Source organism: Mycoplasma collis ATCC 35278, from assembly GCF_000701825.1.
GTDB classification, from domain to species: Bacteria; Bacillota_I; Bacilli_A; order Mycoplasmatales; family Metamycoplasmataceae; genus Mesomycoplasma_A; species Mesomycoplasma_A collis.
The window spans coordinates 41,556-66,719 of sequence record NZ_JNJY01000001.1; the positions used below are offsets into that span (position 1 = coordinate 41,556).

Consider the following 25,164-nt stretch of genomic DNA (forward strand, 5'->3'; position numbering starts at 1 on the left):
AAAAAAAAATCAGAAATTTGATTATTAAATTTCTGATTTTCAAAATAAATTAATATTTATAATTAGATATTTGAGCAAATACTTTTTTATCTTTTAAATATTTTTCATAATTTTTTTTAGATTTGATTGTTCAAAGTAAATAAGGTTTATTAAATTTATCTAACTTTTCTTTCATTTTGTCATAAATATCAATTCATGGATTTAAATAGTCGCATATTTCTTCTATTTTTTTGCTATTTACTTTATTAAATTCAGTTATCTTTCAAAATAAAAATGCTAATTTAAACCTTGAGTCTAATTTTTTCATTATTTCTAGTGTTTTAAAATTAAAAGATGAAAAAATTATTTTATCAAAAAATTCTTGTGAATATTTTTTTGATAATTCTAATATTTTATTTTCAATATTTGGATAATGATAAACATCTGTTTTTATTTCTACATTAATAAAGCTAAAAACTTTTAAATATTTATCTAAAAATTCTTCAAGAGTTAAAATTGTTTGCTTTGGTACTTTTAAATTAAAAAATTTTCCATGATCATCGTCTTGTAATTTTTTTAAATTAGTTTTAGCAATAGTATTTTTAGTTAGTGCTGTTCTATTGGTAGTTTCATCGTGGATAATAACAAGGTGTTCATCCATAGTTAAATGAACATCTAATTCTACTCCATCAAAGCCAAATAAATTAGCTGCTTCAAAAGCTAAATCTGTATTTTCTGGAGCGATAGCCATATATCCTCTATGAGCTAATAATAATTGTTTAGGCATTCTCTAATTCTCTTCAACGATAGTTTGTTTTACCTAATTTTTTAAGCTCAATAGTATTAGCGATAAAGACAATAGCACCTGCAATCAATCCCACAAAAGCAATAGCTAAAGAAATGGCGATAATTATTTGATAACCTTGAATTGATGTGTTGGTAGTACCAGGTTCTGTATATTTTTTCCCTACATAAGCAGCTATTTCATATAGTCAAGCATCAGAACTAAATCCAATAAAACTTAAAATACCAATTGATGATGCATATGATGATTTTTCAATTTTAGTTTCTCCAACTTGAACATATCTTAAAGTTACCATTATTCATGATAATAGCCCCATTAAAATAAAGATAATTGAACTTATTACTATTAAGAAAATATTTTGTTCACCAGCTTTATTTGCGGCAAAAGGTAGAAAAATCATAACTGCAATAAGGGCAATACCAATTCCTAAAACAATAATTAAGAATAAAACGTAAGATTTAAATTTATCCGCTATTCTTCCAGCAAAACCAGATATAGCAACTCTCATTGCATAAGTTCTAAATCCTCCTAAAATCGTTACTAAAATAACAGGAGCTAAAAAGGCATTTTGAATCATTTGTAAAAGGTAAAAAGCAAAAACAGATTGGAAAGTATACATTCCTAATAAAAAGAATGATAACATTCACAATTTTCAATTTGACATTGCTTTAAAAATATGAATAATATTTTTCTTAACTTTTTCCATTGAAAAACTTTCAGTGGATTTAGTGAATTTTTCAGGCACGTAAACTACAACTAAAACAGTTGTAATGATTAAAAAGATAGCAACTAAAAAGGCGTATGTAGCAAATGGGATTGGTGAATTATTTGCTTTTGGAGCTCATGCTGTTGTTATTAAAAGTCCTAAAAGGAAAACTAAAACAAACCCAATAACCCCATTAGCAACCCCTTGTATTCCATATGCTAAACCTTGATTTTCTTTCGATGTTTGTTGTGAAACTAATTTTCAAAGTGGAGTTCAAAAGATTAATGTTGAAGAAATTCCTCATAGTCCAAACATTATTTTATATTGTAATAATAATGAATCAGGACTAATTTCTTGCGATTTTAAAATATTTACAGCAAATCAAATAGTAATTAAACCAGTTGATAAAGTAGCTAGTGCTAATAAATATTTCGATCTAAATTTATTAGCTAAAAAGCCGCCAGGAAGTTGTGTTGCTAAAGTTACTCAACCAATAATAGCAGTTAATTTAGCAATATCATCTTCTTTAATATTTAAATATGTATGTAAATTAGGGATGATGTTTTTAATATAATAAGGCGCTGCAATAACAAAAACATCAGCTGCAGCTAAAATCACCAAAATAAAAAGTTGTTTTGGCGTTATTTTTTCAAATATAGATTTAAAAAATTTCATTTTTTCCTTGTTTTTTAAGTTGATATGATGTAGAATTAAAGATTTGGCCAAAAAAACAAGTCTACATTGTTATTATACTTTTTTTTTTTTTTTGTAAAGAATTACTAAAAAAAATGAAAAAAAAGCACATTTTTAGTGCTTTTTTAGCATAAAATGTGCTTTTTTTAAAATTTTTTAAAAAATATTTGAATATTTTTTTTGATTAAAAATGTAAACCATAGGGAAAAACATTAATAAAATTTTTTGTTTTTTATTTATAATATTTTGTGATATATTAGATAAATTTTTTATATTTCAAATATAAAAAACTACAAAAGGGATAAACACTAAAATAACAATAGAAAAAATAAAAATTATAAATATTAATGACAAAACAAAATCTAAATCTGAAAATAATACTGAATATAAAAATATTAAGTAAAAAATAAAACTAATTAAGGCTACTAAACTAAATATTGAAGATAGTTTTAAAATTGTTTTAATATCCATCTGTAATTCCAGATCTTCAGCCAAAAGGAATAAATCCAAATTTAAATGCATATGCTAAAGTTCCAAATTCAGAATGTTTAATCAAGTATTCCATTTGAGCAACATTAATATTAGTGAGGAGAGCGGTGGTGATTCCGATTCCTTTTAATGCTAAAAAAATTTTAAATTCTTCCTCTGGTAATTCAGAAGTAAAATCATTAACACTGGAAGAAATATCGCTAATGATTTTAAATGCATTTAAAGCTTTATCAGTTTCGTATTTATTTAAATTTACTCACATTTCTGCTCATTGTCAATGTCAAGTGTGAGTTCTTCTTTTAAATCTTGAAATGTTTTCTAAGTTCTTCATCCCCTCTTTTTGTAAAAAAATAAATTCGTTTTGTTCGTTAATAGGTAATGATTGAATTTTTTCATTAAATTCTTTTTCTGTATTGATGGATGAAAAAATATTTTTAAAATATTCTATTCTATCTTTAAATTGGTTATAAAAAACAATATATTTATCTGGAATATTTTTTATAATTTTTACATTATTATTTTTAATTTCATATGATTGAGAAATAGTAGTTTCATTTTGAATGCTATTATTTAAAATTAACTCCATGGAAAACCTCCGTTTAAAATTGATTAATAAATTAAATGTATAAACTTTTTATTATACATCTAAATTATACACTTTTTTAATATTCAATATAATTAAATATATTAAAAAATTTTTAAAATAAAAAAATATTATTATTTAATTAATAGCATTATTCAAAACACATTTAATTAAAAATAAAAAAATATTTAATTAAAGTTTTTTAAAAAGTGGTTATCATTCTTAATTTTTTGACTATTAATAAAAAAAATAAAAAACCCAAAATAAATTTTTTGAGTTTTTTATTTGTTATTTTTCTTCTACATCCGCTTTAACTGGATCGTTATCTGATGATGAACTTGTATCATTAGTATGAGCACTATTTGCTGCATGATTTGCAAATGCTCGAGCCGCTTGTTCTATTTGGTCTAATTTAGTTTTAAGTTCATCAATTTTTTCTTCTTTCATTAATGTTTTTAGTTCTTCAACTTGTTTTTCTAACATTTCTTTTTGTTTTTGATCAACTTTATCACCTTGATCAGTTATTGATTTTTCAATTTGTGAAATTAAAGTCTCTGCTCTAATAATTGTTTCTACTTTTTCTTTTTTCTTAGCATCAGCTTCTCTATTTTCTTCTGCTTCTTTAACCATTTTTTCAATTTCTTCTTCAGATAATTGCCCTGTATTTTGAATTGTAATTGTTTGTTCTTTATTTGTTTTTTTATCTTTAGCTGTTACTTTTGTTATTCCGTTAACATCAATTGAAAAGGAAACTTCAATTTGTGGAATTCCTCTTGGAGCAGCTTCAATCCCTGAAAGATTAAATTGTCCTAATCTTTTATTATCATGAGCCATTTGTCTTTCACCTTGCACAACTGATATAGTTACTTCTGTTTGATTATCTGCAGCTGTTGAAAAAATTTGGGATTTAGTTACAGGAATAGTAGTATTACGCGGTATTAAAGGAGTAGCTATACCTCCCATTGTTTCAATTCCTAAAGTTAAAGGTGTAACGTCTAATAATAAAACATCATCAATTTCACCAGCTAAAACCCCTCCTTGAATTGCAGCTCCAATCGCTACTACTTCATCAGGATTAATTGATCTATTAGGTTTTTTACCTAATGTATGTTCAATCATTTGTTGTACAGCAGGAATTCTAGTTGATCCTCCAACTAATAAAATTTCATCTAAGTCTTTAGCATCTAATTTAGCTTCTTTTAGTGCATCAATAATTGGTTTTCTTGTACGATCAAGTAAATGAGCTGTCATTTTTTCAAATTCTGATCTTTTCAATTCTGTTTCAACGTTAATTGGCCCATTTTCTGAAACGGCTAAAAATGGTAATGAAATAATCGCAACAGCTTGTCCTGATAAAGCAATTTTCGCTTTTTCCGCTTCTTCTTTTAATCTAGCTAATGCCATTTTATCTTTAGATGCATCATATTTATATTCATCATTTATTTTTTTGATTAATCAGTCAACAATAACATTATCTCAATCATCACCACCAAGTCTATTATCTCCGCTTGTTGATAATACTTCGAAAGTTCCACCTGCTAAATCAAGAATTGAAACATCAAATGTTCCTCCTCCTAAGTCGAATACTAAAACTTTCATTTCTTTATCTGATTTATCAAGTCCAAAAGCTAAAGCAGCAGCTGTTGGCTCATTAATAATTCTTAATACTTCTAAACCAGCAATTTTTCCTGCAGTTTTAGTAGCTTCACGTTCTGAATTATCAAAATATGCTGGAACTGTAATAACAGCTTTAGTTATTTTTTTACCAACTTTTTTTTCTGCATATTCTTTTAAATAACTTAAAATCATTGCGGAAACTTCTTCTGGTTTATATTCTTTGTTATTAGCTTTTACAGTTTTATTTGTTCCCATTAATCTTTTAATAGATGCAATTGCATCTGGATTAGTTTCTAGTTGTCTTTTCGCAACTTCTCCAACAATAGTTTCGCCATTTTTAAATGCAACAACTGAAGGAGTTGTTCTTTTTCCGTTTGGATTTTCTAATACAATCGGTTGTTTATCTTCGATAATTGAAACAACAGAGTTTGTTGTACCTAAGTCAATACCTAAAATTAATTCTTTTGCCATAATTTGCTCCTTGTATATTTTTATTTTATAGTTATATTTGTTTGTTTTCAAGCTTTTTCTCAGCTTATAAACTATTGTACCACAAAATTAGCACTCGACAACAAATATTGCCAATTTTTTTTAAAGTTTTATTTTTATTGTAAAATTTTTTATTATGAAAATAAAAAAAGTTATTATTCCCGCCGCTGGTTGAGGAACAAGATTTTTACCTTTAACAAAATCAATTCATAAAGAATTAGTGCCAATTTTAAATAAACCCGCAATTAGTTATTTAGTTGATGAATGTGTTGAAGCTGGCATAACTGAAATTGTTTTAGTTATTTCGCCACGAAAAAATGAAGTGGTAGATTACTTTAAAATTTATGATCTATTAGAAGAAGAATTAATTGCAAAAAATAAAAATCAATTATTAGAATTAGTTAAAAAAACTAACAAAGAAAAATTTATAAGAGTAGTTTATCAAAATGAACAATTAGGTCTTGGACATGCTATCGCTGTAGCTAGTGAAATTATTAATAATGAACCTTTTGGGATTATTTTGGGAGATGATTTAATTTATAATAAAGATAAACCTGCTATAAAACAATTAATTGATGAATTTGAAAAAAAACACTCATCAATTATTGGTGTTGCTGATGTTGAAAAAGAAAATGTCAATCAATATGGTATTGTTATTCCAAAAAATAATGAACAAAAAAATGACAAAATTTTTGAAATATCTGGTGCTGTTGAAAAACCTGAAGTTAAAAACGCTCCAAGTAATAAAGCAATAATTGGTAGATATGTTTTTACACCAGAAATTTTAAATATTTTAAAAAATATCAAACCAACAGTTAATAACGAAATTCAATTAGTAGATGCATTTGATCAATTAATGAAAAGTCAAAAAATTTATGCTTATCAATTAGATGGAATAAGATATGATTTAGGTTCTATTGAAGGGTTTGTAAAAGCAAATATTGATTATTCTATTAGAGAAGAAAAAATAAAAGATTCTATTTTAAAACATATAGAAAATATAATTAAAAAAAAATAAGGCGATGTAATGTTTTGTACTGCCTTATTTAATTTTTAATCAAATTCAATATTTTCATTTTTCTTATTAAAAATATCAATTCTTTTTTCTAGATTTAACTCACTAACAGTTCAACCATTTAAATTACATAGTTGAATAAAACTTTCAATTCGATTTTTACCTTCTAGTTCTTTTAAAGTAATAACTATTCCAAAGGGTAATTTTTTTCCATCATTAGGATTTAATCTTTCTTTGGTTTTTACACTTATTCCTCACGATGGAAATTCAAACATTTTTTTTGCAAAATTTTTTTTTGTAATAATTTCTCTTATATGTTTTACATTATCTCATTTTCTAAACTGTAATCTTGCATTTTTTTCAAATAAAAAACCATCATCATGTGTTTGTTTATTTTTATTTATTGATACAATCGTTGGCTTATTTGTTTCATTTAATTTCATCCTTCCGAAATAAAGATCTAATTCTGTGTTTGTATAATCAATTCCTTGATTTTTAGAAGCTTTAGGAAAATAACACATTGTTGCTTTTGCTTTAAAAGGATATTTATTTTCAAATATAGGCACAGGTATTTTATAATTATAACTATCATATTCTCTAGAAACATCCTGAATTAAAAATTTAATTTCATCTTTTGGAGTTTGAATTATATCATTTATATGAATTGGGACTATACCATAACCTATTTTTTTATTATCATATTTTTCTTTTCCTCAACCAATTGCTGAGTCGATTATAAGTGCTTTAGCAACTTCTCTTGGTAAGTCTAATACATAAATTAAAAAAGCCAATTTTCTCGTAATTCAAGGAGCTGCAAATGACGTTCCCATTACCTCAATTTTTCCTTGTGGGCCATATGCAATAATTTTTTTTTCAAAACTACCTCCATAATAAGATACATCTGGTTTTTGAAAAAAAGATAAAACCAAACCTTCTCTTGTATAATTGGTGGGTTCATTATCAAATGTAACAGAGTTAACCACTATTGAATTTAAAGAATCTGCTGGAGAGCCAATTTTTTTTATGTCAAAATTCGCTGGTTTATTTGTTCCACTTATAACAAAAATAACATCATTTTCAAACTGAATTTGATCAAGTATAGCAGCTTCTGGAGAAATAAAATTTTCACTTATTTCATAAAGAGATCCTAAAGATAAATTTCAAACTTTTATTTCAGAATTAGCTTTAATAATTTCCTCTATAAGTTTCATAATAGTAAAACTGCTAAAACCACGTTGGCTAGATACTCCAAAATGTTTTACCCTAAATTTTCCACAACCATCTTCTAAATTAGGATTTAAATTAGGGCCGTCAACTATAATAGAAGAAACTAAAGTTCCATGAATAAAATCTTCATTCTTTAATTTTATTTCTGGAGATAATTTATTTTCGAATTGTACTCATTTTCCAAAATAAACATTTTTATCGAACATTGTATCAATCACACCTATAATGGGTTCGTTTTTTGGATCGATAATTGATAATTTTTTATTATCAATATTTTTTTTACTTAGTCTAACATCATCAAGTTTATTAAAATCATTAAAAACCATAGAAATTAAAAATGGGGCTTTAGTTTTTAAAATAAAAAAATCTTTTTCTGATAAAAGCAATGTAGTGTTGTTTGCTATTTGATTAAAATTAATTGAAATATCCAATTGTTTCAATAATTTTATAACATCTATTTTCAGATCATAAATTGATACAATCGCTTTATCTTTATTGTTTTTATCATCATTGTTGTATTCTTGAAGTCCAAATGCTTCTACATAATAGGCATCAACCACTATGTTAACAAAGATAAAACTAGTGATTTTAGTAAAATGTTTTTTTAGCAAATTACTTTTATTTATTCCATTAATATGACTTTCATTTATTTCATCTAATTTTCAAACATTTAAAATAATATCAATAACATTTTTCAAATTAGAAATGGATTCTGCTAGTGTTTTAAGCTTTATTGAATGTATAAAAACATGTTTAAAATTTAATATTTTAGAACCCACTATTGATTCATTATTTTTTTTTAAACTACTTTCTAAAATCGATTTAATTCTATTACTTTTTGCAACTATTTTTTTGTAATAAACTGAAATTAATGGATTTATTTCTAAATTTTGATTTTGTCAAAAATCAAATAATTGTTCAAGATCTTTTAGTAATTTTTTAAGATGTTCAACTTTTACTTTTGCATTTTTAGGAAGCTTTAAAAATCCGGGTTTTTTTTCCGATTTTTTTTGTTCAAATAAAACTCCTTTAAGTTGTAATACATTATTTTTTTTATTGTTCATTTAAAAAATTATCCTTTAAATCTCTTGATATTTTGCTTTTTGATGTATTGGTTAAAATTTCACTTTCTCTAATACTAAAACCTTGTTCTTTTAATGTTTTTATATTTATAACTGTTTCATTAGTTATTGTTTTATATAATCTTTTTAAATAATCAAGCGAAATACTAATGTCGCTAAAAGCTAAAGAAGTTTTAATAATATTTTTTAATTCACCTGGAAAAGGAATATTTTCAGATAATAAAATAATTTTTTTAAATAATTTTGTATTTTTTGAAATATTTTTAATTTTTAAAATATAACTGTTTAAAATATTTTCAGCTATTTTTAATAAATCTTCTTTTGAATAACGATTGAAATTTATAATAGTGTCAAATCTTCTTGTTAAAGCTCTATCAAGCTTGTCTGATAAATTTGTAGTAGCAATAATTGTTACTTTTTCATTTAAATTATCTAGGCCTTTTAAAAATTCACTTGTTGCTCTTCCCATTTCTCTTACATCATTTGAATTAATTCTATCTAAAGCCAGAGCATCAATTTCATCAAATAGTATAATAGCTTTATCAGGGTTATTTAAATTGTTTATTTCTTCGAATAAATTAAATATATTTTTTGCAGTTTGCCCTAATTTACTATCTATTATTTGAGAAAAATTTACTACAAATAAATTTTTTTGCAAAACTCGAGCTATATATGTAACTGATTCAGTTTTTCCAGTTCCTGGTGAACCTATAAATAAAAATTTATTAACTCCTATTTTTTTATTAGTTGCATTTATTATTCCTTCAATATCAAATTTTATTTCTTCTGAAAATGTTAAATTGCTTTTTTTAAAAAAATGTTTTTTTAAAAAATGAGTTTTTTCTTCGTATATTTGTGGAACATATAAGTTATTATTTGCTAATAATGACATTATATATTCTGCTAGTTGTATATCGCCTTTTTCATAAAAATTTTTAGCTATTTCATATGCTTCAGTTCTAAATGCAGAATCATTTTCTTCTGCATAATATTTAATTAAATTAACAATATTACCTTTTTTCATTTTTTACCCTTTCATTTTAATATTTTTATTATATCATATTAGGGACAAAATTTTTAAAAATGGGACAGTTTTTAAATATAAAAAAAATAAGTAAAAAATTATTGTTTTGTATTTATGTTTTAATATTATTGGCTTAATAATTTAAAAAATTATTAAAACATTATATTTTTTTAATGTTTATGTTTTAATTTTTTGAATTTTATTTTGAATTTTTAAAAAAAGCAAAATTAAAATTTTATGATGTTAATTAAAAATTTATATTAAGTTAATTAAAAACTTCCTAAAGTGCAAGAATAAATACATCACGTTTGTCACGTGTTGTGACAAAACCCTAAAAAATGCTCTTATATCATTGTTTTAACATTTTTTAAAAAAAAACACCAAAAAAATAGCACAATAATTTTTTTGGTGTTTTTTTTTAAAATTTTAATTTTTTTTAATTCAATTGTAAATACTTTAATATCAAAAAAATCTTTTATTATATTTTTTCTTAAACAAAAGATTAAATTCTTTATATTTTTTCATATCATCAAATCGTTTGTAAAATTTAATTTTTTGTCTATAATTATTTTGTTAAATTGCGAATTTAGCAGAATATTTGAAATTACTATCGGAATTTCTTTTAATTTCTCGACTAATTATTGAATTACTTACACCTAATTTTTTAGTGATTCTACGATGAGATCACTTATTAAGTAAAAGTTTTTCAATTATTAATCTATTTTGCTGATTCAAGTGAAAAAAATTATTTATATTTTTTTCCATAAAAACCTCTCCTTCAGAGGAAGGTTTTTTTTTTTTTTTAAGAATTTAATGAAATAAATAAATTTTCAAAAAAAATGCGCCCCTTTATAATTTTATTGTTTTTTTATTATAAAGTGTTGCATTTACTTTTAGAATTAAGGGTTGTTATCTTTGTAGTGAAATTACATTATTCATTCTTTTTTTAGAAATGATTTGTACTGAGTAGGGCTTGAAGATGCTTCTGATATTTCTATAACAAAATTATAAGCTTCTGATTTTTGCACTGGCTATTCATCGTCATCAGTAACGTAATCACTTTCATCAGCATCGTCATCAATAACGTAATCAGCTTCCTCTTCATCATCACTAACGTAATCAGCTTCATCATCATATTCTTCTTCACTATCATCATAATCTTCACTTGATGTATCAGTTATATTTTTATCTTCATAGTGACTTACTTTTGTTTCATAATCATTATAATCATGTGTATCAGCTGTTTCGGAATTTAATGAATATTCATATTGAGAATTAATTTTTTGAATTAATTCATTTAATTCTTCTTTACGATCATATTCAGAAAAATTATCATTAATATTTGTATCGTTTGAACTTTCATCTAAATAATTATTCAAAGTATTTTTAATAGTATCTAAAGTATATTTAACATTATAATTATCATAAAAATCATCTGAAAAATGAACAGCGTTATTCTTAATTCCTACAAAAATAGATAAATTACCATTATTTTCCGGTGTTTTGTGAATTAAACTATCATTGGAATTAATTGAACTATTTGAATCGTATAAATCTTTTAAAATTTTAAATATTGTTGAAGAATATTCTTTTTCTATTAAAGCAAAATATTTACCACTATATTTATAATCTTTAAACTCTTTTAATTGATCAGGAAGAATTCCCACAATACTTTGTTGGCTATTAATTTTTTGTATCGTATGTCTGAAATAATTATCCACAACAGGAAAAATAATTTTTGGATTATTTTTTTTAAGGATTCTATCAATTTTAGAAGTTGCTAAATTTGAAAAAAAACTAAAATCATGTGAATTAGGGCTTAAATCAAGCGCTAATTCATCATGCGATAATTTTACTTTTTTATCATTTGTTTCATTTCAAAGGTGAATTCCAACTAAAAAACTTTTTATATAGTTAGTAACTTCAATTTCACTAGATTTACCAAATGTTGCTAAAGTTCTTTGCTCAGGTTTACTTTCGTTTTCAGCCACATATTTAGCAGCTACATACCCTGCTATTCAAGCAGCTTCTTCTAGTTTATATTTCAATGTAAAAAGGCTGGATGCTCTCATTATTGTTGATTTGTTTTTATCAAAATCTCAATCCACACCAACTACAATGATTTTCTTTTCATCAAATTTTGATTTATTATCATCTTTTTTAATTCAATCTAAAAAACCTGTTGATAAATTTCCATGTTCTGGCCCTGCCAAAACTCAAACATTTATATCTTCAGTTAATAATTGATTATAAGTGTCATGAAGGCTATATTCACTTGAAAAATCAACATAATCAAAATAAGTTTTAGAATTATAATCAGCAAATCTTTCTATTCCTCTATAGAGTGAGTTGTTGATATTTTCGTCGTAAATACTTTCTTGAGGCTTAACTAATTTAATTTTGTATCTTCCATTTTCAATAACTTCATTTATTTTAGAACTTATTAAATCACTTTCAAAAATTTCAGGATAATTTTCATAGCCTCTTTGATAAAGTTTGTTATTTAATTGGAATTTTATTTCAGAAAACTCATATTTATAAAAACCATAATTATCAATGATTTTGTTTAATTCTTCCTTTAATATTTGCTCTTTCATCTCATAAGTTAATTTTTGATTATTATCATTATCTTTTCTTTGGAAATTACCTGGATTAGTTATAAAATCACCAGATTTTGACACACCTATTGTTTTTTTGATTTTTGAAGAGATATTACCAATTTTATCTTTAATTAACCGGGAACATGAAACAGTTGTCATTATTGTAGAAACGCCACCAATAAAACTTAAAAATAGTAGTGTTTTTTTCTTAAAAAATTTATTTTTCATAAAAAAATTATACAAAAAAAACATATTTTTTTTAAAATTTTAATTAGTAAAAATATGTTTTTTATATATAAAAAATGTTATTTAAATTAAAAATTTTAATTTGATTCATTGTTTATTTTTTTAACTAGTTCATTCAGTTTACTAACTTGATCATCCGTTGCGCCTATAAAAACATCAATAATGTTTAAATTAGAATTGTTTTTTGTTAATTCTATAAATTTTTCTTTAGCATAATTTAATGCTTCTTGCGCTTTGTTTTTCTTTTGAATATCTTTAAATGAATTATCCGAAACATCAACTGCTTGTTTATTTATGCCTTCGAAAATAGTTAAATTTTTTGAATTACTATTAAATTCATTAATTAAGCTATCGCTAGGTAAATTTTCTTTTAAATATAAATCTCTTAAAACTCTGAATACTGTAGAACCTAATCTTTTTTCAATAGATGTAAAGAATTTATCGGAATTTGCGATATATTCTTTACTTTGATCAGTATCAACTCCAATAACTAATTGATCGATGTTATTTTTTTTAATTGCTTCTAATACTATATCGGTAAATGGACCTGAAACAGGTAAAATAATTTTTGGTTTGTTAGTTGCAACAATGTTATTAACTTTTGTTATTTTATCAGAAGCTTTTAAGTCAAAACCTATATCAAGATCTAGTGTTTCATGTGATAATTTAACTTTGTTATTAGTATTATCTTGATTTCAAGAATAAATTCCGCCTAAAAATCCAGCAATAAAGTCGGTAACTCCTGCTTTACTCCCTCCTCCAAATGTAGCTAAAGTTCTTTTAGATGCATCTGTTTCAGTATCAGTTAAATATTTAGCAGCTGCATAACCAGCTACTCAAGCCGCTTCATTAGTTTTGTACATTAATGAAATAAAACTACCTGGTCTCATCGATGTATCATTAGGTGGTAAGTTTCAATCCACACCTACTACAATTATTTTCTTATTATCAAATTTTGATTTATTATTTTCTTTTTTAAGTCAATTTAGAAAACCTGTTCCAGGTAATCCATGAGTAAACCCTGATAAAACTCAAACATTTATATCTTCAGTTAATAATTTATCATATGCATCATGAAGTTTTTCATCAGATGTTGCATTAAAATATCCTGCTTCACTTTCTTTTGAATTAGCTAAAGCAGCAAAATTTCTAATAGCTTCATAAATTGATTGATTAAAACTATTATCATCAACACTTCCTGCTGCTGTAATTAATTTAATTTTTAATTTATTGTGTTTAGTTTCATCTTGGGAAGCTGTTTTAATAGCTTGTGATGATGAATTGACTAATTCAGTAATTCCAGCAACATTAGTTGTAGGTTTTTCTACTTTTTTATCTGTTCCACATGAAACAACAGTAGCTATAGTAGCTATTGATGCTAAAGAACCTAATGTTAATAATATTTTTTTATTTAATAAATTTTTCTTTTTCATAGTTAAAATTATATAAAAAAAATAAGCTTTTTATAAATATTTTAAAAAACTTATTATAAAACGCTTATTTTTTAGTTATATTTTTTTAGTTAATAATACCTTTTTTTCTAAGGGTTCTTGCAGTTTTAGCACTTACTTTTAAAGTAACTTCTCTGCCATTAATATCTTTATATTGAATTTTTTGTAAGTTTAATCTAAAAGTTCTTTTAGTTGCATTTAATGCATGTGATCTGTTATTACCAACCATTGGACCTTTTCCAGTGATATCATCTCTTCTTGCCATGATTCTCCTTTATTTTTATAAATTATTTTATTTGTTAACTTGTTCAACAATTGATTTAAATACTTCAGGTTGATGGATTGCTAATTCAGATAACATTTTTCTGTTAATTTCAATATTAGCTTTTTTAAGATTATTAATTAATTGAGAATATGTAACACCTAATGGTCTTGATGCTGCATTAATTCTAGCTATTCAAAGTTTTCTAAATTCTCTTTTTAATTGTTTTCTATCTCTAAAAGCATAAGTTCAAGATTTAACAACTGCTTGTTTAGCTACTTTAAAACCGATTGATTTATGTCCTCAATAACCTTTAGCTAATTTTATTCATTTTTTTCTTCTTTGTCTTGTGACAGTTCCGCCTTTTACTCTCATAATTTTTCCTTTTTATTATAATTTTTAATAATTTATCTTTTTTAAAATATATTTATGTTAATTAATATATTTTAAAAAAGTCCTTTTAATCTTTTGAAATCTGATTTTGATAATAAGGTTGCTTTTCTAGATTGTCTTTTTTGTTTAGTAGACTTATTTTGTGCTAAGTGCGAAGTATATGCTTTACCTCTTTTTACTTTACCAGTTCCAGTTTTTTTCAATCTTTTTTTCAAAGATGATTTAGTTTTCATTTTTGGCATTTGAATCAATAGTCCCTTTCTCTTTTTGTAATTCTTGTTTTTCTTGTTTTGAACTTGTTAAATTTGGTTTTTTCTTTTTATCTCTTTCGATATACATATCTAAAAATCTCTCATTAGGTTGACTATCTTTAGTGATTTTAGCGATATCTTCAACAAATTCAAAAAATTTATCAAGAATATTTTTACCTAATTCAGGACGTGACATTTCACGACCTTTAAATTTTAATGAAACCTTAACCCTATCACCATCTAAAAGAAATTCTCTTGCTTTTTTAGCTTTTGTTTCGATATCATTAATATTAATTCTTGCTGATAATCTTATTTCTTTATTATTAACAAAAGTTTGCTTTTCTTTTTGTTGTTTTTGCTTTTTCTTTCTTTCGTATTTAAATTTGCCATAATCCATCATTTTTGCAATAGGTCTTGGTGTTCCGCTTGAATTATCAATGTTTATAATAACTAAATCTAATCTTTCTTCTTTAGCTAATTTAATTGCATCTTCTTTGTTTAATACACCTATTTGTTCATTTTCTTGACTAAGAACAAACATTTTTTTGAAAGGAATAGCATCATTAACCATATGTTCTGGTTGCGGTTTCTTTTTATTATTTAGTTTATTAATATTTACTCCTTAAAAAATTAAATATACTAAAAAAAGTGGATTTTTCCACTTCTTTAAACCAACAATTAATTATAAATAAAATAATATATTTAAAAAATAATAAGATTAATTTTCAAAATATACTGAATAATAATTGTAGTAAACCCAGGGAATGATCCCTTAGGTGAGAAGTGAATCTACTTTCTGCAATTTTTATTTGCTTTTAAATTATAACTTTTTTTTAAAAAAAATAAAGAAAAAACACAATTTAAATAAATTGTGTTGGTCAATAAATTGAAATGGTGGGAACGAATGGGATCGAACCATCGACCTCACGATTATCAGTCGTGTGCTCTAACCATCTGAGCTACGCTCCCTTAAATAATTAAAGCAAAAATAAAATTGCTTTAATATTATAACAAAAAAATAAAAAAATATTGTATATTTTTTAAAATTAACGTTTTGAAAATTGTCTTGCTCTACGAGCTTTTCTAAGTCCGTATTTTTTACGTTCTTTGCTTCTTGCATCTCTTGTAAGCATTTTAAACTCTTTTAATTTAGCTTTATAATCTTCTGAAGCAGATAATAAAGCTCTAGCAATTCCAAGTCTAATAGCCCCAGCTTGTCCTGAAAGCCCTCCACCTTTAGCTATAACATTAATATCGAAAGTGTTTTCAGTTTCAGTAATAGCAAATGGTTGTAAAGCATCTTTAATTAATAAATCTTGCATTAAATATTTTTTAGCTTCGATTTTATTAATTGTAAATTTACCAGTTCCTGAAGTTAAAGTTACTCTTGCAGTTGAAGATTTTCTTCTTCCTGTTCCTTTATAAATAATTTTGTCATTCATTATTTAAATACCACCTCTAGTTTTTCTGGTTTTTGTGCTTGATGTTTATGTTCAGGTCCTGGATAAACAAATAAATTAACAATTTGTCTACGCCCTAATTTTGTATGTGGAATCATTCCTTTGATTGCTTTTTCTAATAATGCAGCAGGTTTTTTCTTTCTTAAATTAGCGGCATTAATTTTTTTAAGTCCACCTGGATAACCTGAGTGAGAATAGTAAATTTTATCTTCTTCTTTATTAGCGCTTAAAATAACTTTTTCAGCGTTGATAATAATGATGTTATCACCCATATCAACATTTCTAGTAAAAGTAGGTAAATGTTTTCCTCTTAAACGATTAGCAACAAATGTTGCTAATCTTCCTAAAATTTGACCTTCGGCATCAACAACAAATCATTTTTTTTCAACTTCTAAATGTTTTACAATAGTAGTTTGTCTCATCATAATTTTTATTCTCCTTTCTTGTTATACTAATTCAATAATAGCGATTGGTGCATTATCACCAGAACGGTTAGGTAATTTTAAAATTCTTGTATAACCACCATTACGTTCTTTATATTTTGGACCTAAAACATCAAATAAATGACTTAAAGCGCTTTTATTATTTTTAGTTTCAACATTTCTTAAAAATGCTGCTGCTAAACGACGAGAAGCTAAAGTATTAGTTTTAGCTCTAGTAATTAAACGATCAACATGCTTTCTTAATTCTTTAGCTCTTGCTAATGTTGTTGTAATTCTACCATGAACTATAATATCAGTAGCTAATGAACGTAAAACATGTTTTCTTCATGCTGAATTTCTTCTAAATAATTGTGTAGGATTTGCCATTTTCTAATCTCCTTTCTTTTTTAGAACAATTCCATGTTCTTTTAATTTATCAATAATTTCTTGAATTGACTTTTTACCTAAATTTTTAATATTATGTAATTCTTCTTCATCAATTTTTTCTAAATCTAATAATGTTTTAAATCCTGTTCTTTTTAGTGCATTTAAAGATCTAACGGTTAAATTAAGTTCTGTAATTTCGATTAATTTAGCTTTAGGAATTTCTTCTTTTACTTTTTCTTTTTCAAAAAATTCTTGTTCATCAAATTCTAAATGTTCACTTTGGGAAATTATTTTTAAATGTACCATTAAAATTTTAGCTGCTTCATTAATTGCTTCTTTAGCAGAAACTGTTCCATCAGTTTGAATGTGAAATTCTAATTTTTCTTGAATGATATTAGAAGCTGAATTAAGTTCTGCAACATCAAAATTAATATTAATAACTGGAGAAAAATCTGAATCTATTGCAATGTATTTACCACTTTTTAATTTGGATTCAAATTTTGGACTAAGTTCTAAAATTGTTTTTTTATTTTCTTCAAATGAAACAAAGCCACGTCCCATTAAAAGAAAGATTTCCAATTTAAGAACACCAACTTTTTTAACTTTTGCAATAACTTGATCACCATTTATAATTTTAACCCCTGGAGGTAAAGTTAAATCATTAGCTGTTATTTCACCATCAAGATCTTTATCTAAAGATACTTTAACTGGTTCTTTTTCAATAAAAATTTCAGGATTGAAAATAAATTTAATTTTTTTAATATTATTTAAAATTCTAACAACATCTTCTTCTACATAATCAATTGCACTAAATTCGTGATTAACATCTTCAATTCTGACAGCGAAAGGTGCTACAGAACTTACTGAAGATAATAATGTTCTTCTAAGTGCAATACCAATTGTATTAGCGAACCCACGGTCTAAAGGTTCAAGAACAAATGTTGATTGATGATCAGATATTTTTTTATCTAAATTCTCTTTATAAAAAATTTTTGTTAATTTTTGCATATTTGTTCCTGATGATGATATTATCTTTTAGTTTCTCTTTTAAATACTTTTCTTGGAGGTCTAGTTCCATTATGAGGAATAGGGGTTACATCTTTAATTTCAGTAACTGTAATTCCAGATACTTCAATTTGTTTTCTAGCTGCATCTTTCCCAGCGCCTAAACCTTTTAAGTTAACTTTTACTTCTTTAATTCCGTGTTCTTTAGCCGCTTCAGAAGCTGCCGCTGCTGCCAGTCCTGCTGCATAAGGGGTTTTCTTTTTAGTCCCTTTATAACCAATAGCACCTGAAGAAGATCAAGCAATAACATTACCATCTAAATCAGAAAAAGTCACGATTGTATTTTGATGTGTTGAATGAATATGTGCAATTCCAGAAACAACATTTTTTCTTTTTGCTTTAGATTTTTTTTTGTTATCTTTCGCCATGATTATTTACCTTTCTTTCCAGCTACAGTTTTTCTTGGACCTTTTCTAGTACGGGCATTTTTTTGTGTAACTTGACCACGAACTGGAAGCCCTTTTCTGTGTCTAATACCTCTGTAACATTTAATTTCCATTAATCTTTTGATATTCATTGCAACTTCACGAATTAAATCACCTTCAGTTGTATATTTAGCTGCAGCATCTCTAATTTTACTTAGTTGTTCTTCAGTTAAATCTTTAACTCTAATATTCGGATCAATATTTGTTGATCTTAAAATTTCTTGTGAAGTAGCTTTTCCAATTCCTTTAATGTATGTCAAAGAAATTTCTACTCTTTTATTATTAGGAATTTCAATATTTAAAATTCTTGCCATTTTATTCCTTTCTTAATTATTACCCTTGTCTTTGCTTGTGTTTTGGTAATAAACAAATTACTCTAATTACACTGTTTCTTTTAATAATTTTGCAATCTTTACAGATTTTTTTTACTGATGCTCTAACTTTCATAGTTCTCCTTTTATTTATGACGGTAAACGATTCTACCTTTTGTTAAATCATAAGGGCTAACTTCAACATCAACTTTATCACCTAAAATAATTTTAATGTGGTGAAGTTTCATTTTTCCTGAAATGTGTCCTTTGATTGTAAGATTGTTATCATCTAGTTGAACTAAAAATTCATTTGCATTAAATACTTCAACAATTTTACCAGTCAATTTAATTGCGTCTTTTGCCATTTTGTAAACAAATACCTCATTTCAAATTAAAAGTTTGTTTATTAATATTAATAAAATATGCAATTTATTTATTTTTTGTTTATTTAAAAGAAATTGCTACTTTTAAATAAACACCTGGACTTACAAAAAATAAATTTAATGCCAAGAAATTTATATAAATATAGTTAACAATTATAACATATTTTTACTTTTATAATTAGTTTAAATAAAATTAAGTTAATATTTCAGCTTTGCCATTTTTAATTAAAACTGTATGCTCATAATGCGCTGCTTTTTTGTTGCTTTGCGCAACAACAGTTCAACCATCATTTAAAATTTTTATTTTTGGTGAATCTTGTAAAATCATTGGTTCGATACATATAACCATATTATCTTTTAACATTGGTCCAACATTAGTTGTAAAAATATGATTTGGAACCTCTGGTTTTTCATGAAGATTTTTACCAATACCATGACCAGTAAATTCAATTGGAGTGTAAAATTCATATTCTTTAATTACATTAAAAATTGCAGCTGATATATCACTTATTTTTGCTTTAGGTTTAATTGCATCAATTCCTGCTTTAAATGATTTTTCTGCAGCTTCAATTAAACGATCATTTTCATAATTGCTTTTACCAACACTTTTACTAAAAGCTGAATCACTATAATAACCTTTATAAATTACCCCAACATCAATTGAAATTAAATCATAATCTTTTAAAATTCTATTATCGGGAATGCCGTGGATAAGCTCTTCATTTAATGAAGCACATATTGTGTTGGGAAAACCATAATATTTTAAAAAAGCAGGTTTGCCACCTCGTTTAACAATTTCATCATAAGCTAATTTATCAATTTCTAATAAACTAACCCCTGGTTTGATGAAATTGTATAAAATTTTTTTTACTTGCTTTAGAATTTCGCAAGATTTTCTAATTAACTCAATTTCTTGTTCACTTTTAATTAATTTAGCCATTATTAATAATTTCCAATACTTTATCTACTAATTTTTCTGGATTATCACTAGCATCTAAAGTTACAAGTAAGTTTTTAGATTTATAAAATTCAACTAAAACTTTAGTTTCTGACTCATATATTTCTAATCTTTTAAAAATAGCTTGTTCTTGATCGTCTTGTCTTTGAGCTAAAGGAGTATTATCAATTTCACATAATTCACCCTTAGTTGAAGGTTTAAAAATTAAATGATAAGTTTTTTGGCATTTAGGACAATATCTTCTTTTTGTTAATCTTTGAATTATTACATCTTTAGCAACATCTAAAAGAATTACTTTAGCAATTTTAGATGTTGCTAAAGTAGCTAAAAATTCAGCTTGATTAACTGTTCTTGGATAACCATCTAAAATAAAATTTTTATTATTTTTATTTAAGTCATTTAATTGTTCTTCGACTATCTTATTAGTAATACTATCAGGAACATAAAAACCTTTTTCCACTATCGATTTTAATTCTAAGCCTAATGGAGTTTGCGCTTGAATAGTTTTTCTAAAAATATCTCCAGTGGATAAATGAATTAAATTAGTAACTTTAGCAAGGGCGCTTGCTAAAGTTCCTTTCCCTGAACCTGGAGCTCCTAAAAATATTAAATTTTTACTAACTTTTTTTATCATAGTGAAAATGTTCCTTGCTCTGTTTTATTATTTTTTTTGTTATTAATTTTTTGATCAATAACTTTTGTCATTAATTTTCTTTTTTTAGTAATTTTTTCACTTTCTCTTCGAGCTTTAATTTGACTAATTGTCTCTAGTGCGGTAGTTACTAAAATAATTAATGAAGTTCCACTGATTGAAATTTGTGGTGGTAGCCCAATAAAAATTAATATTGGTTGAATTGAACCTAATACAATTAAAAAAATAGCTGAAAAAAATGATAATCTTAAAACTACAGAAATTAAATAATCTTCTGTTTGCTCTCCAGGTCTTACTCCAGGAATAAAAGTAGAATTTTTAGAAAAATCTTCAGCTATTTTGTCTACTCTTGATTGTTGTAATCCCATTCCTATCGCTAAAAGAAAAACTAAAACAATAAAAATACTAAATCCGATCGGATCTGTGACTTTTAAATTATTTTCAATTCAATTTCTTACTGCAGAAGTATTAGGATTTAATAAATTAGATATTAAGGTTGGGAAAGATAAAATAATAAGCGCAAAAATAACAGGCATTACTCCAGCTGGATTAATTTTAATTGGTAAATATGAAATGTCTTTAACATTTTTAGTCATTCCAGCTCCAGTTTGTTGGATTGGAATTTTTCTTTCAGCTAGATGAAAAATTCCAATAATAAAAATTAAAACCAAAAAGGAAATTATATAAATACTAAATAAAATAACATTCCCAACAAGCCCAGAAGATGTATCCCCTAAATAATGATTAAAAGCAGCTCTAAATGTAGATTGTAATCTTGTAGCTATTCCTGAAAAAATTATTAATGATGTTCCATTTCCTACACCTTTTTCAGTAATTTGTTCCCCTAAAAATAAAGAAAACAAACTTCCGCCAATTAAAATCAATGGTATAGCTATATATTTATAGCCAAAAGATGTATCTTCAAGAACTAAAAAATTAAATTGAGGATTGTCAATAACAGTTCTAACTAAAACAATAGCTTGAATAATTGCGATAAATATTGTTAAAAGTCTGGTAATTATATTAATTTTTTTTCTTCCTAAAGGGCCTGAATTTGCTAATTGATGAACTGGGGGGAATAATTTAGTTTGAGCAATCATCATAATTAACGATGCTGTTATAAATGGTCCTATACCTAAAGCTACAATTGAAAAGTTGCTAAGACCTCCACCACCTACAATATCAATAATCCCTAAAAATGAATTAGGATCTAAATTTCTTTGATTAATTTTAATTCCTGGAAGTGTAATAGTTGTACAAATAACAAAAATAGATAATAATCATAAAGTGAATATTATCTTTTTTGTTAATACTTTTTCTCTTAAAAAAAATTCAATTTTAGTTTTGATTTTAATATAGATTTTTGTAATTAAAAATCAAATAAAAACTAAAAATTTGAAAATTTGTTTAAACATTTTAAATTAGTTCTACTTTTCCTTTAAGATTCTCAATAATTTCTTTTGCTTTGAGTGAGCAAGCGTGACTTTGCACAGTTAAAGTTTTTGTTAAAGTACCTGAAGCTAAAATTTTAACAGGTAATGTTTTTTTTCTAATTATTCTTTTTTCTAATAAACTCTCTAAAGTAACAACATCATTATTGTTATATTTTTCTTCAAGTTTTGCTAATGAAACAGTTTGATATTCAACTTTATTAACATTATTAAACCCAATTTTAGGTATTCTTCTAAATAAAGGGTTTTGTCCCCCTTCAAATCCAGGTCTAACAGATGATCTTTTTCTTTGCCCTGATTGACCTTTACCTGCTTGTTTTCCTTTACCAGCAGCATGTCCACGACCTTTACGGTGTTTTTCTTTTCTAGAACCTATTGTACTTTGTAATTCATGTAATTTCATTAATAATACCTCGATTATTTTCTTTTTAACTCTTCAACAGGAATGTTTCTAAGTTCAGCAATTTTTTCAGCAGTTCTTAATTTACTTAATGCATTAATAGTAGCTCTTACAATGTTAGCTTTAGTTCTAGAACCATAAGTTTTGGTATAAATATTGGAATAACCAGCTAATTCAACAACTGCTCTAACAGAAGCAGAAGCAATTATCCCCTTTCCTTTTGGAGCAGGTTTTAATAAAACTTTAGATGCTAAGAATTTTTCTTGAATACTATGTGGTACAGTTGAATCAACAATTGGTACACTAATTAAATTATTTTGTGCGGATTTAATTGCTTTTTTAATTGAATCTTGTACTTCATTTGCTTTTCCATGTCCAAATCCCACTTTACCTTTTTTATTACCAACTACAGCATAGGCTGAAAATGAAAATCTTCTTCCACCTTTTACAACAGTTGTAACTCTAGCAACGTGAATAACTTTTTCTTCAAATTCATTAACAAATTGTTGCGGTGCATTTTCTCTTTTTTTGAAGTTTCTTTTTTGAGTAAAATTAGGATTATTAAATTGATTATTCTCTTTATTAGATGCAACATTTTCTTTATTAGAATCGTGATTTCTACGAGCGAAAGGTTTATTTGTTTTAGATTTTAGTTCAGTTTTTAATTTATCAATTTTATTATTAGTTTGCCCAGCTCTTGATGTATTTTTATTATTAAATTTAGGTGTGAATTTAATTTCTTTAGTTGGAGCTGCTTTAGGATTTTTATTATTAGTTTCCATTTTAGTTTCCATAATTAAAATTTAACTCCTTCGTTTCTAACTGATTCGGCAAAAGCTTTTACTCTTCCATGGTAAATATAACCTGAACGATCAAAAACAATTTTAGTTTCTAATAAATTTAATTCTTTAATTTTATTAGCCATTAAAGTTCCTAATTTTTTAGCTGCTTCAATATTTCCGCCGTAAGTGTCAAAATTAAGTGTTGAAACAGAGGTTATAGTTCTACCATTTTCAACATCAATTAATTGTGCATAAAGATTTTTTAATGATTTATATACTGAAAGACGAATTCCACTTGTAAGATTAAGTTTAGACTTAATTCTTAAATGTTTATTAATTCTCTTTTTATTTCTTGATAATTTTGCCATATTAGTTTATTTAATCATCTAAAATTATTTAGAAGATTTTTTCCCTTCTTTACGTCTAATTTTTTCATCTTTATACATGATTCCTTTTCCAGAATATGGACTTGGAGGTCTTACTGCTCTAATGTTAGCTGCTAATTGTCCTACTTTTTGTTTATCAGTTCCAGATACAATAATAGTTGTAGCTTTAGGAATTTCAATTTTTAATTCATCAGGAATATCAATATAAACAAGATGTGAATAACCAGCTGATATTTCGATTTGTTTACCTTTTAAAGCGGCTTTATATCCAACCCCTTTAATTTCGATTTCTTTTTGAAAACCAACACTTACACCTTTTAACATAGAACTGATAAGTGAATTAGTAGTTCCGTGTAATTGTTTTGTAGTTTTAAGTTCGTTTGATCTTTCGGTATATAATTTATTTTCAACAACTTTGATTGCAATTAAAGGTGAAAATTCTCTTGTTAATTGCCCTAATTTTCCAGCTATAGTAACAAGTGTATTATCAATAGTTACATTTGTATTTTCAGGAATTATTAATGCTCTATTACCAACTCTTGACATAAACTATTATCAAACGTAAGCGATGATTTCACCACCTACATTTTCCTTTCTTGCTTCTTTATCAGTTAAAATACCTTTTGAGGTTGAAATAATTACAGTACCAAATCCTGAAATTACTTCTGGAATATCACTAGCTGAACTATAAACTCTTAATCCTGGTTTAGAAATTCTTTTAATATCAGTAATAGCACTTGTTGTATTTTTATATTTTAATTCAACAACTATTCTTTTTTGAACTCCTTCACCAGAAACTTCAAATTCTTTAATATAACCTTCTTTTTTAATTACTTCAAGAATTTTAATTTTTTTATTTGAATGAGGAATTTCAACAAATTTATGTTTTCTTATATTAGCATTTTTAATTCTAGTGATCATATCTGCTATTGGATCTGTAAGTCTTTTGGTCATGGATTTTTGAAAATTTGCCATAATTATCAACTCGCTTTCTTAATTCCAGGAATTTTACCTTCATGTGCTAATTTTCTAAAGCAAATACGACAAATTTTAAATTTTCTTAAAACAGCATGTGGACGACCACAAATTTCACATCTAGTGTATGCTCTTACTTTGAACTTTGGGTGTTTTTTTGCTTTTACTTTTAATGATTTTTTTGCCATTTTTACC

Annotated in this window: 31 protein-coding genes and 1 tRNA gene; 1 reads left to right on the forward strand and 31 read right to left on the reverse strand. The window is 25.4% G+C overall.

What is annotated here, in order from left to right; genetic code table 4:
* Positions 1-49: 49 nt before the first annotated feature.
* From T403_RS0100180 to dnaK, 4 genes are all read right to left on the reverse strand, one after another.
* Entirely contained in the window at positions 50-766 is a 717-nt protein-coding gene (locus T403_RS0100180; RefSeq protein WP_033160804.1) for a glycerophosphodiester phosphodiesterase family protein, read from the reverse strand.
* On the reverse strand, positions 759-2,165 hold the full coding sequence (locus T403_RS0100185) for an MFS transporter (protein ID WP_033160805.1): 1,407 nt from the start codon (positions 2,163-2,165) through the stop codon (positions 759-761). The genes T403_RS0100180 and T403_RS0100185 overlap by 8 nt, the downstream gene beginning before the upstream one ends.
* 478 nt (positions 2,166-2,643) lie before the next feature.
* Positions 2,644-3,258 carry a hypothetical protein gene (locus tag T403_RS0100195; protein ID WP_033160807.1) on the reverse strand — a complete coding sequence of 205 codons (615 nt, stop codon included), beginning with the start codon at positions 3,256-3,258 and terminating at the stop codon, positions 2,644-2,646.
* 285 nt (positions 3,259-3,543) lie between these two features.
* Positions 3,544-5,343 carry a molecular chaperone DnaK gene (gene dnaK / locus T403_RS0100200; RefSeq protein ID WP_033160808.1) on the reverse strand — a complete coding sequence of 600 codons (1,800 nt, stop codon included), beginning with the start codon at positions 5,341-5,343 and terminating at the stop codon, positions 3,544-3,546.
* A 154-nt stretch (positions 5,344-5,497) separates the two neighbouring features.
* Here dnaK and T403_RS0100205 point away from each other — a divergent pair, with 154 nt between their 5' ends.
* Positions 5,498-6,379, forward strand: a complete 882-nt coding sequence (locus T403_RS0100205) for a UTP--glucose-1-phosphate uridylyltransferase (RefSeq protein ID WP_033160809.1) — start codon at positions 5,498-5,500, stop codon at positions 6,377-6,379.
* Positions 6,380-6,414: 35 nt separating this feature from the next.
* On the opposite strand, the gene T403_RS0100210 is transcribed toward T403_RS0100205, so the two are convergent.
* From T403_RS0100210 to T403_RS0100345, 27 genes are all read right to left on the reverse strand, one after another.
* The gene (locus T403_RS0100210; RefSeq protein ID WP_033160810.1) at positions 6,415-8,667 is read right to left on the reverse strand and encodes a S8 family peptidase; all 2,253 of its coding nucleotides are present in this window, start codon (positions 8,665-8,667) and stop codon (positions 6,415-6,417) included.
* On the reverse strand, positions 8,657-9,709 hold the full coding sequence (locus tag T403_RS0100215) for an ATP-binding protein (protein ID WP_033160811.1): 1,053 nt from the start codon (positions 9,707-9,709) through the stop codon (positions 8,657-8,659). The genes T403_RS0100210 and T403_RS0100215 overlap by 11 nt, the downstream gene beginning before the upstream one ends.
* Positions 9,710-10,282: 573 nt before the next feature.
* The gene (locus tag T403_RS0100225; protein ID WP_033160813.1) at positions 10,283-10,474 is read right to left on the reverse strand and encodes a helix-turn-helix domain-containing protein; all 192 of its coding nucleotides are present in this window, start codon (positions 10,472-10,474) and stop codon (positions 10,283-10,285) included.
* Positions 10,475-10,740: 266 nt separating this feature from the next.
* Positions 10,741-12,537, reverse strand: a complete 1,797-nt coding sequence (locus tag T403_RS04395) for a hypothetical protein (protein ID WP_156933522.1) — start codon at positions 12,535-12,537, stop codon at positions 10,741-10,743.
* A gap of 95 nt (positions 12,538-12,632) precedes the next feature.
* A complete protein-coding gene (locus T403_RS0100235; RefSeq protein ID WP_033160814.1) occupies positions 12,633-13,988 on the reverse strand; it encodes a BMP family ABC transporter substrate-binding protein in 1,356 nt (451 codons plus the stop codon).
* Positions 13,989-14,073: 85 nt separating this feature from the next.
* A complete protein-coding gene (gene rpmB / locus T403_RS0100240; RefSeq protein ID WP_033160815.1) occupies positions 14,074-14,271 on the reverse strand; it encodes a 50S ribosomal protein L28 in 198 nt (65 codons plus the stop codon).
* Between the two features lie 27 nt (positions 14,272-14,298).
* Positions 14,299-14,646 (reverse strand): 50S ribosomal protein L20, encoded by a 348-nt coding sequence (rplT, locus tag T403_RS0100245; protein ID WP_084273822.1) that lies wholly within the window; start codon positions 14,644-14,646, stop codon positions 14,299-14,301.
* Between the two features lie 68 nt (positions 14,647-14,714).
* Entirely contained in the window at positions 14,715-14,903 is a 189-nt protein-coding gene (rpmI, locus tag T403_RS0100250) for a 50S ribosomal protein L35 (protein ID WP_033160817.1), read from the reverse strand.
* Complete coding sequence (gene infC, locus T403_RS0100255; RefSeq protein ID WP_033160818.1) at positions 14,884-15,483, reverse strand: translation initiation factor IF-3; 600 nt, start codon at positions 15,481-15,483, stop codon at positions 14,884-14,886. The genes rpmI and infC overlap by 20 nt, the downstream gene beginning before the upstream one ends.
* Positions 15,484-15,804: 321 nt before the next feature.
* Positions 15,805-15,881: transfer RNA gene (locus T403_RS0100260), tRNA-Ile, on the reverse strand.
* Positions 15,882-15,958: 77 nt separating this feature from the next.
* Positions 15,959-16,354: a 30S ribosomal protein S9 gene (gene rpsI / locus T403_RS0100265; protein ID WP_033160819.1), complete on the reverse strand. Its 396-nt coding sequence runs from the start codon at positions 16,352-16,354 to the stop codon at positions 15,959-15,961.
* Positions 16,354-16,794 (reverse strand): 50S ribosomal protein L13, encoded by a 441-nt coding sequence (gene rplM, locus T403_RS0100270; RefSeq protein ID WP_033160820.1) that lies wholly within the window; start codon positions 16,792-16,794, stop codon positions 16,354-16,356. The genes rpsI and rplM overlap by 1 nt, the downstream gene beginning before the upstream one ends.
* A 24-nt stretch (positions 16,795-16,818) precedes the next feature.
* Positions 16,819-17,181 carry a 50S ribosomal protein L17 gene (gene rplQ / locus T403_RS0100275; RefSeq protein WP_033160821.1) on the reverse strand — a complete coding sequence of 121 codons (363 nt, stop codon included), beginning with the start codon at positions 17,179-17,181 and terminating at the stop codon, positions 16,819-16,821.
* 3 nt (positions 17,182-17,184) lie between these two features.
* The gene (locus T403_RS0100280; RefSeq protein WP_033160822.1) at positions 17,185-18,189 is read right to left on the reverse strand and encodes a DNA-directed RNA polymerase subunit alpha; all 1,005 of its coding nucleotides are present in this window, start codon (positions 18,187-18,189) and stop codon (positions 17,185-17,187) included.
* A 20-nt stretch (positions 18,190-18,209) separates the two neighbouring features.
* On the reverse strand, positions 18,210-18,614 hold the full coding sequence (gene rpsK, locus T403_RS0100285; RefSeq protein ID WP_033160823.1) for a 30S ribosomal protein S11: 405 nt from the start codon (positions 18,612-18,614) through the stop codon (positions 18,210-18,212).
* A gap of 2 nt (positions 18,615-18,616) precedes the next feature.
* A complete protein-coding gene (rpsM, locus tag T403_RS0100290; RefSeq protein WP_033160824.1) occupies positions 18,617-18,985 on the reverse strand; it encodes a 30S ribosomal protein S13 in 369 nt (122 codons plus the stop codon).
* Positions 18,986-19,004: 19 nt separating this feature from the next.
* Positions 19,005-19,118, reverse strand: a complete 114-nt coding sequence (rpmJ, locus tag T403_RS0100295; protein ID WP_033160825.1) for a 50S ribosomal protein L36 — start codon at positions 19,116-19,118, stop codon at positions 19,005-19,007.
* A gap of 10 nt (positions 19,119-19,128) precedes the next feature.
* Positions 19,129-19,347: a translation initiation factor IF-1 gene (gene infA / locus T403_RS0100300; RefSeq protein ID WP_033160826.1), complete on the reverse strand. Its 219-nt coding sequence runs from the start codon at positions 19,345-19,347 to the stop codon at positions 19,129-19,131.
* 211 nt (positions 19,348-19,558) lie between these two features.
* Positions 19,559-20,305: a type I methionyl aminopeptidase gene (gene map, locus T403_RS0100305; protein ID WP_033160827.1), complete on the reverse strand. Its 747-nt coding sequence runs from the start codon at positions 20,303-20,305 to the stop codon at positions 19,559-19,561.
* The gene (locus T403_RS0100310) at positions 20,298-20,957 is read right to left on the reverse strand and encodes an adenylate kinase family protein (protein WP_033160828.1); all 660 of its coding nucleotides are present in this window, start codon (positions 20,955-20,957) and stop codon (positions 20,298-20,300) included. Before T403_RS0100310 ends, map begins: the two co-directional genes overlap by 8 nt.
* Positions 20,951-22,390, reverse strand: a complete 1,440-nt coding sequence (gene secY, locus T403_RS0100315; RefSeq protein ID WP_211246927.1) for a preprotein translocase subunit SecY — start codon at positions 22,388-22,390, stop codon at positions 20,951-20,953. Before secY ends, T403_RS0100310 begins: the two co-directional genes overlap by 7 nt.
* 1 nt (position 22,391) lies before the next feature.
* Positions 22,392-22,829: a 50S ribosomal protein L15 gene (gene rplO / locus T403_RS0100320; RefSeq protein WP_033160829.1), complete on the reverse strand. Its 438-nt coding sequence runs from the start codon at positions 22,827-22,829 to the stop codon at positions 22,392-22,394.
* Between the two features lie 14 nt (positions 22,830-22,843).
* Positions 22,844-23,491, reverse strand: coding sequence for a 30S ribosomal protein S5 (gene rpsE, locus T403_RS04680; protein ID WP_408631971.1), 648 nt, complete (start codon positions 23,489-23,491; stop codon positions 22,844-22,846).
* A gap of 131 nt (positions 23,492-23,622) precedes the next feature.
* Positions 23,623-23,976, reverse strand: coding sequence for a 50S ribosomal protein L18 (gene rplR, locus T403_RS0100330; RefSeq protein WP_033160830.1), 354 nt, complete (start codon positions 23,974-23,976; stop codon positions 23,623-23,625).
* Positions 23,977-24,000: 24 nt separating this feature from the next.
* Positions 24,001-24,540: a 50S ribosomal protein L6 gene (gene rplF, locus T403_RS0100335; protein ID WP_033160831.1), complete on the reverse strand. Its 540-nt coding sequence runs from the start codon at positions 24,538-24,540 to the stop codon at positions 24,001-24,003.
* A gap of 6 nt (positions 24,541-24,546) precedes the next feature.
* Positions 24,547-24,948, reverse strand: coding sequence for a 30S ribosomal protein S8 (gene rpsH / locus T403_RS0100340; RefSeq protein ID WP_033160887.1), 402 nt, complete (start codon positions 24,946-24,948; stop codon positions 24,547-24,549).
* A 23-nt stretch (positions 24,949-24,971) separates the two neighbouring features.
* A complete protein-coding gene (locus tag T403_RS0100345; protein ID WP_033160832.1) occupies positions 24,972-25,157 on the reverse strand; it encodes a type Z 30S ribosomal protein S14 in 186 nt (61 codons plus the stop codon).
* Positions 25,158-25,164: the final 7 nt, after the last annotated feature.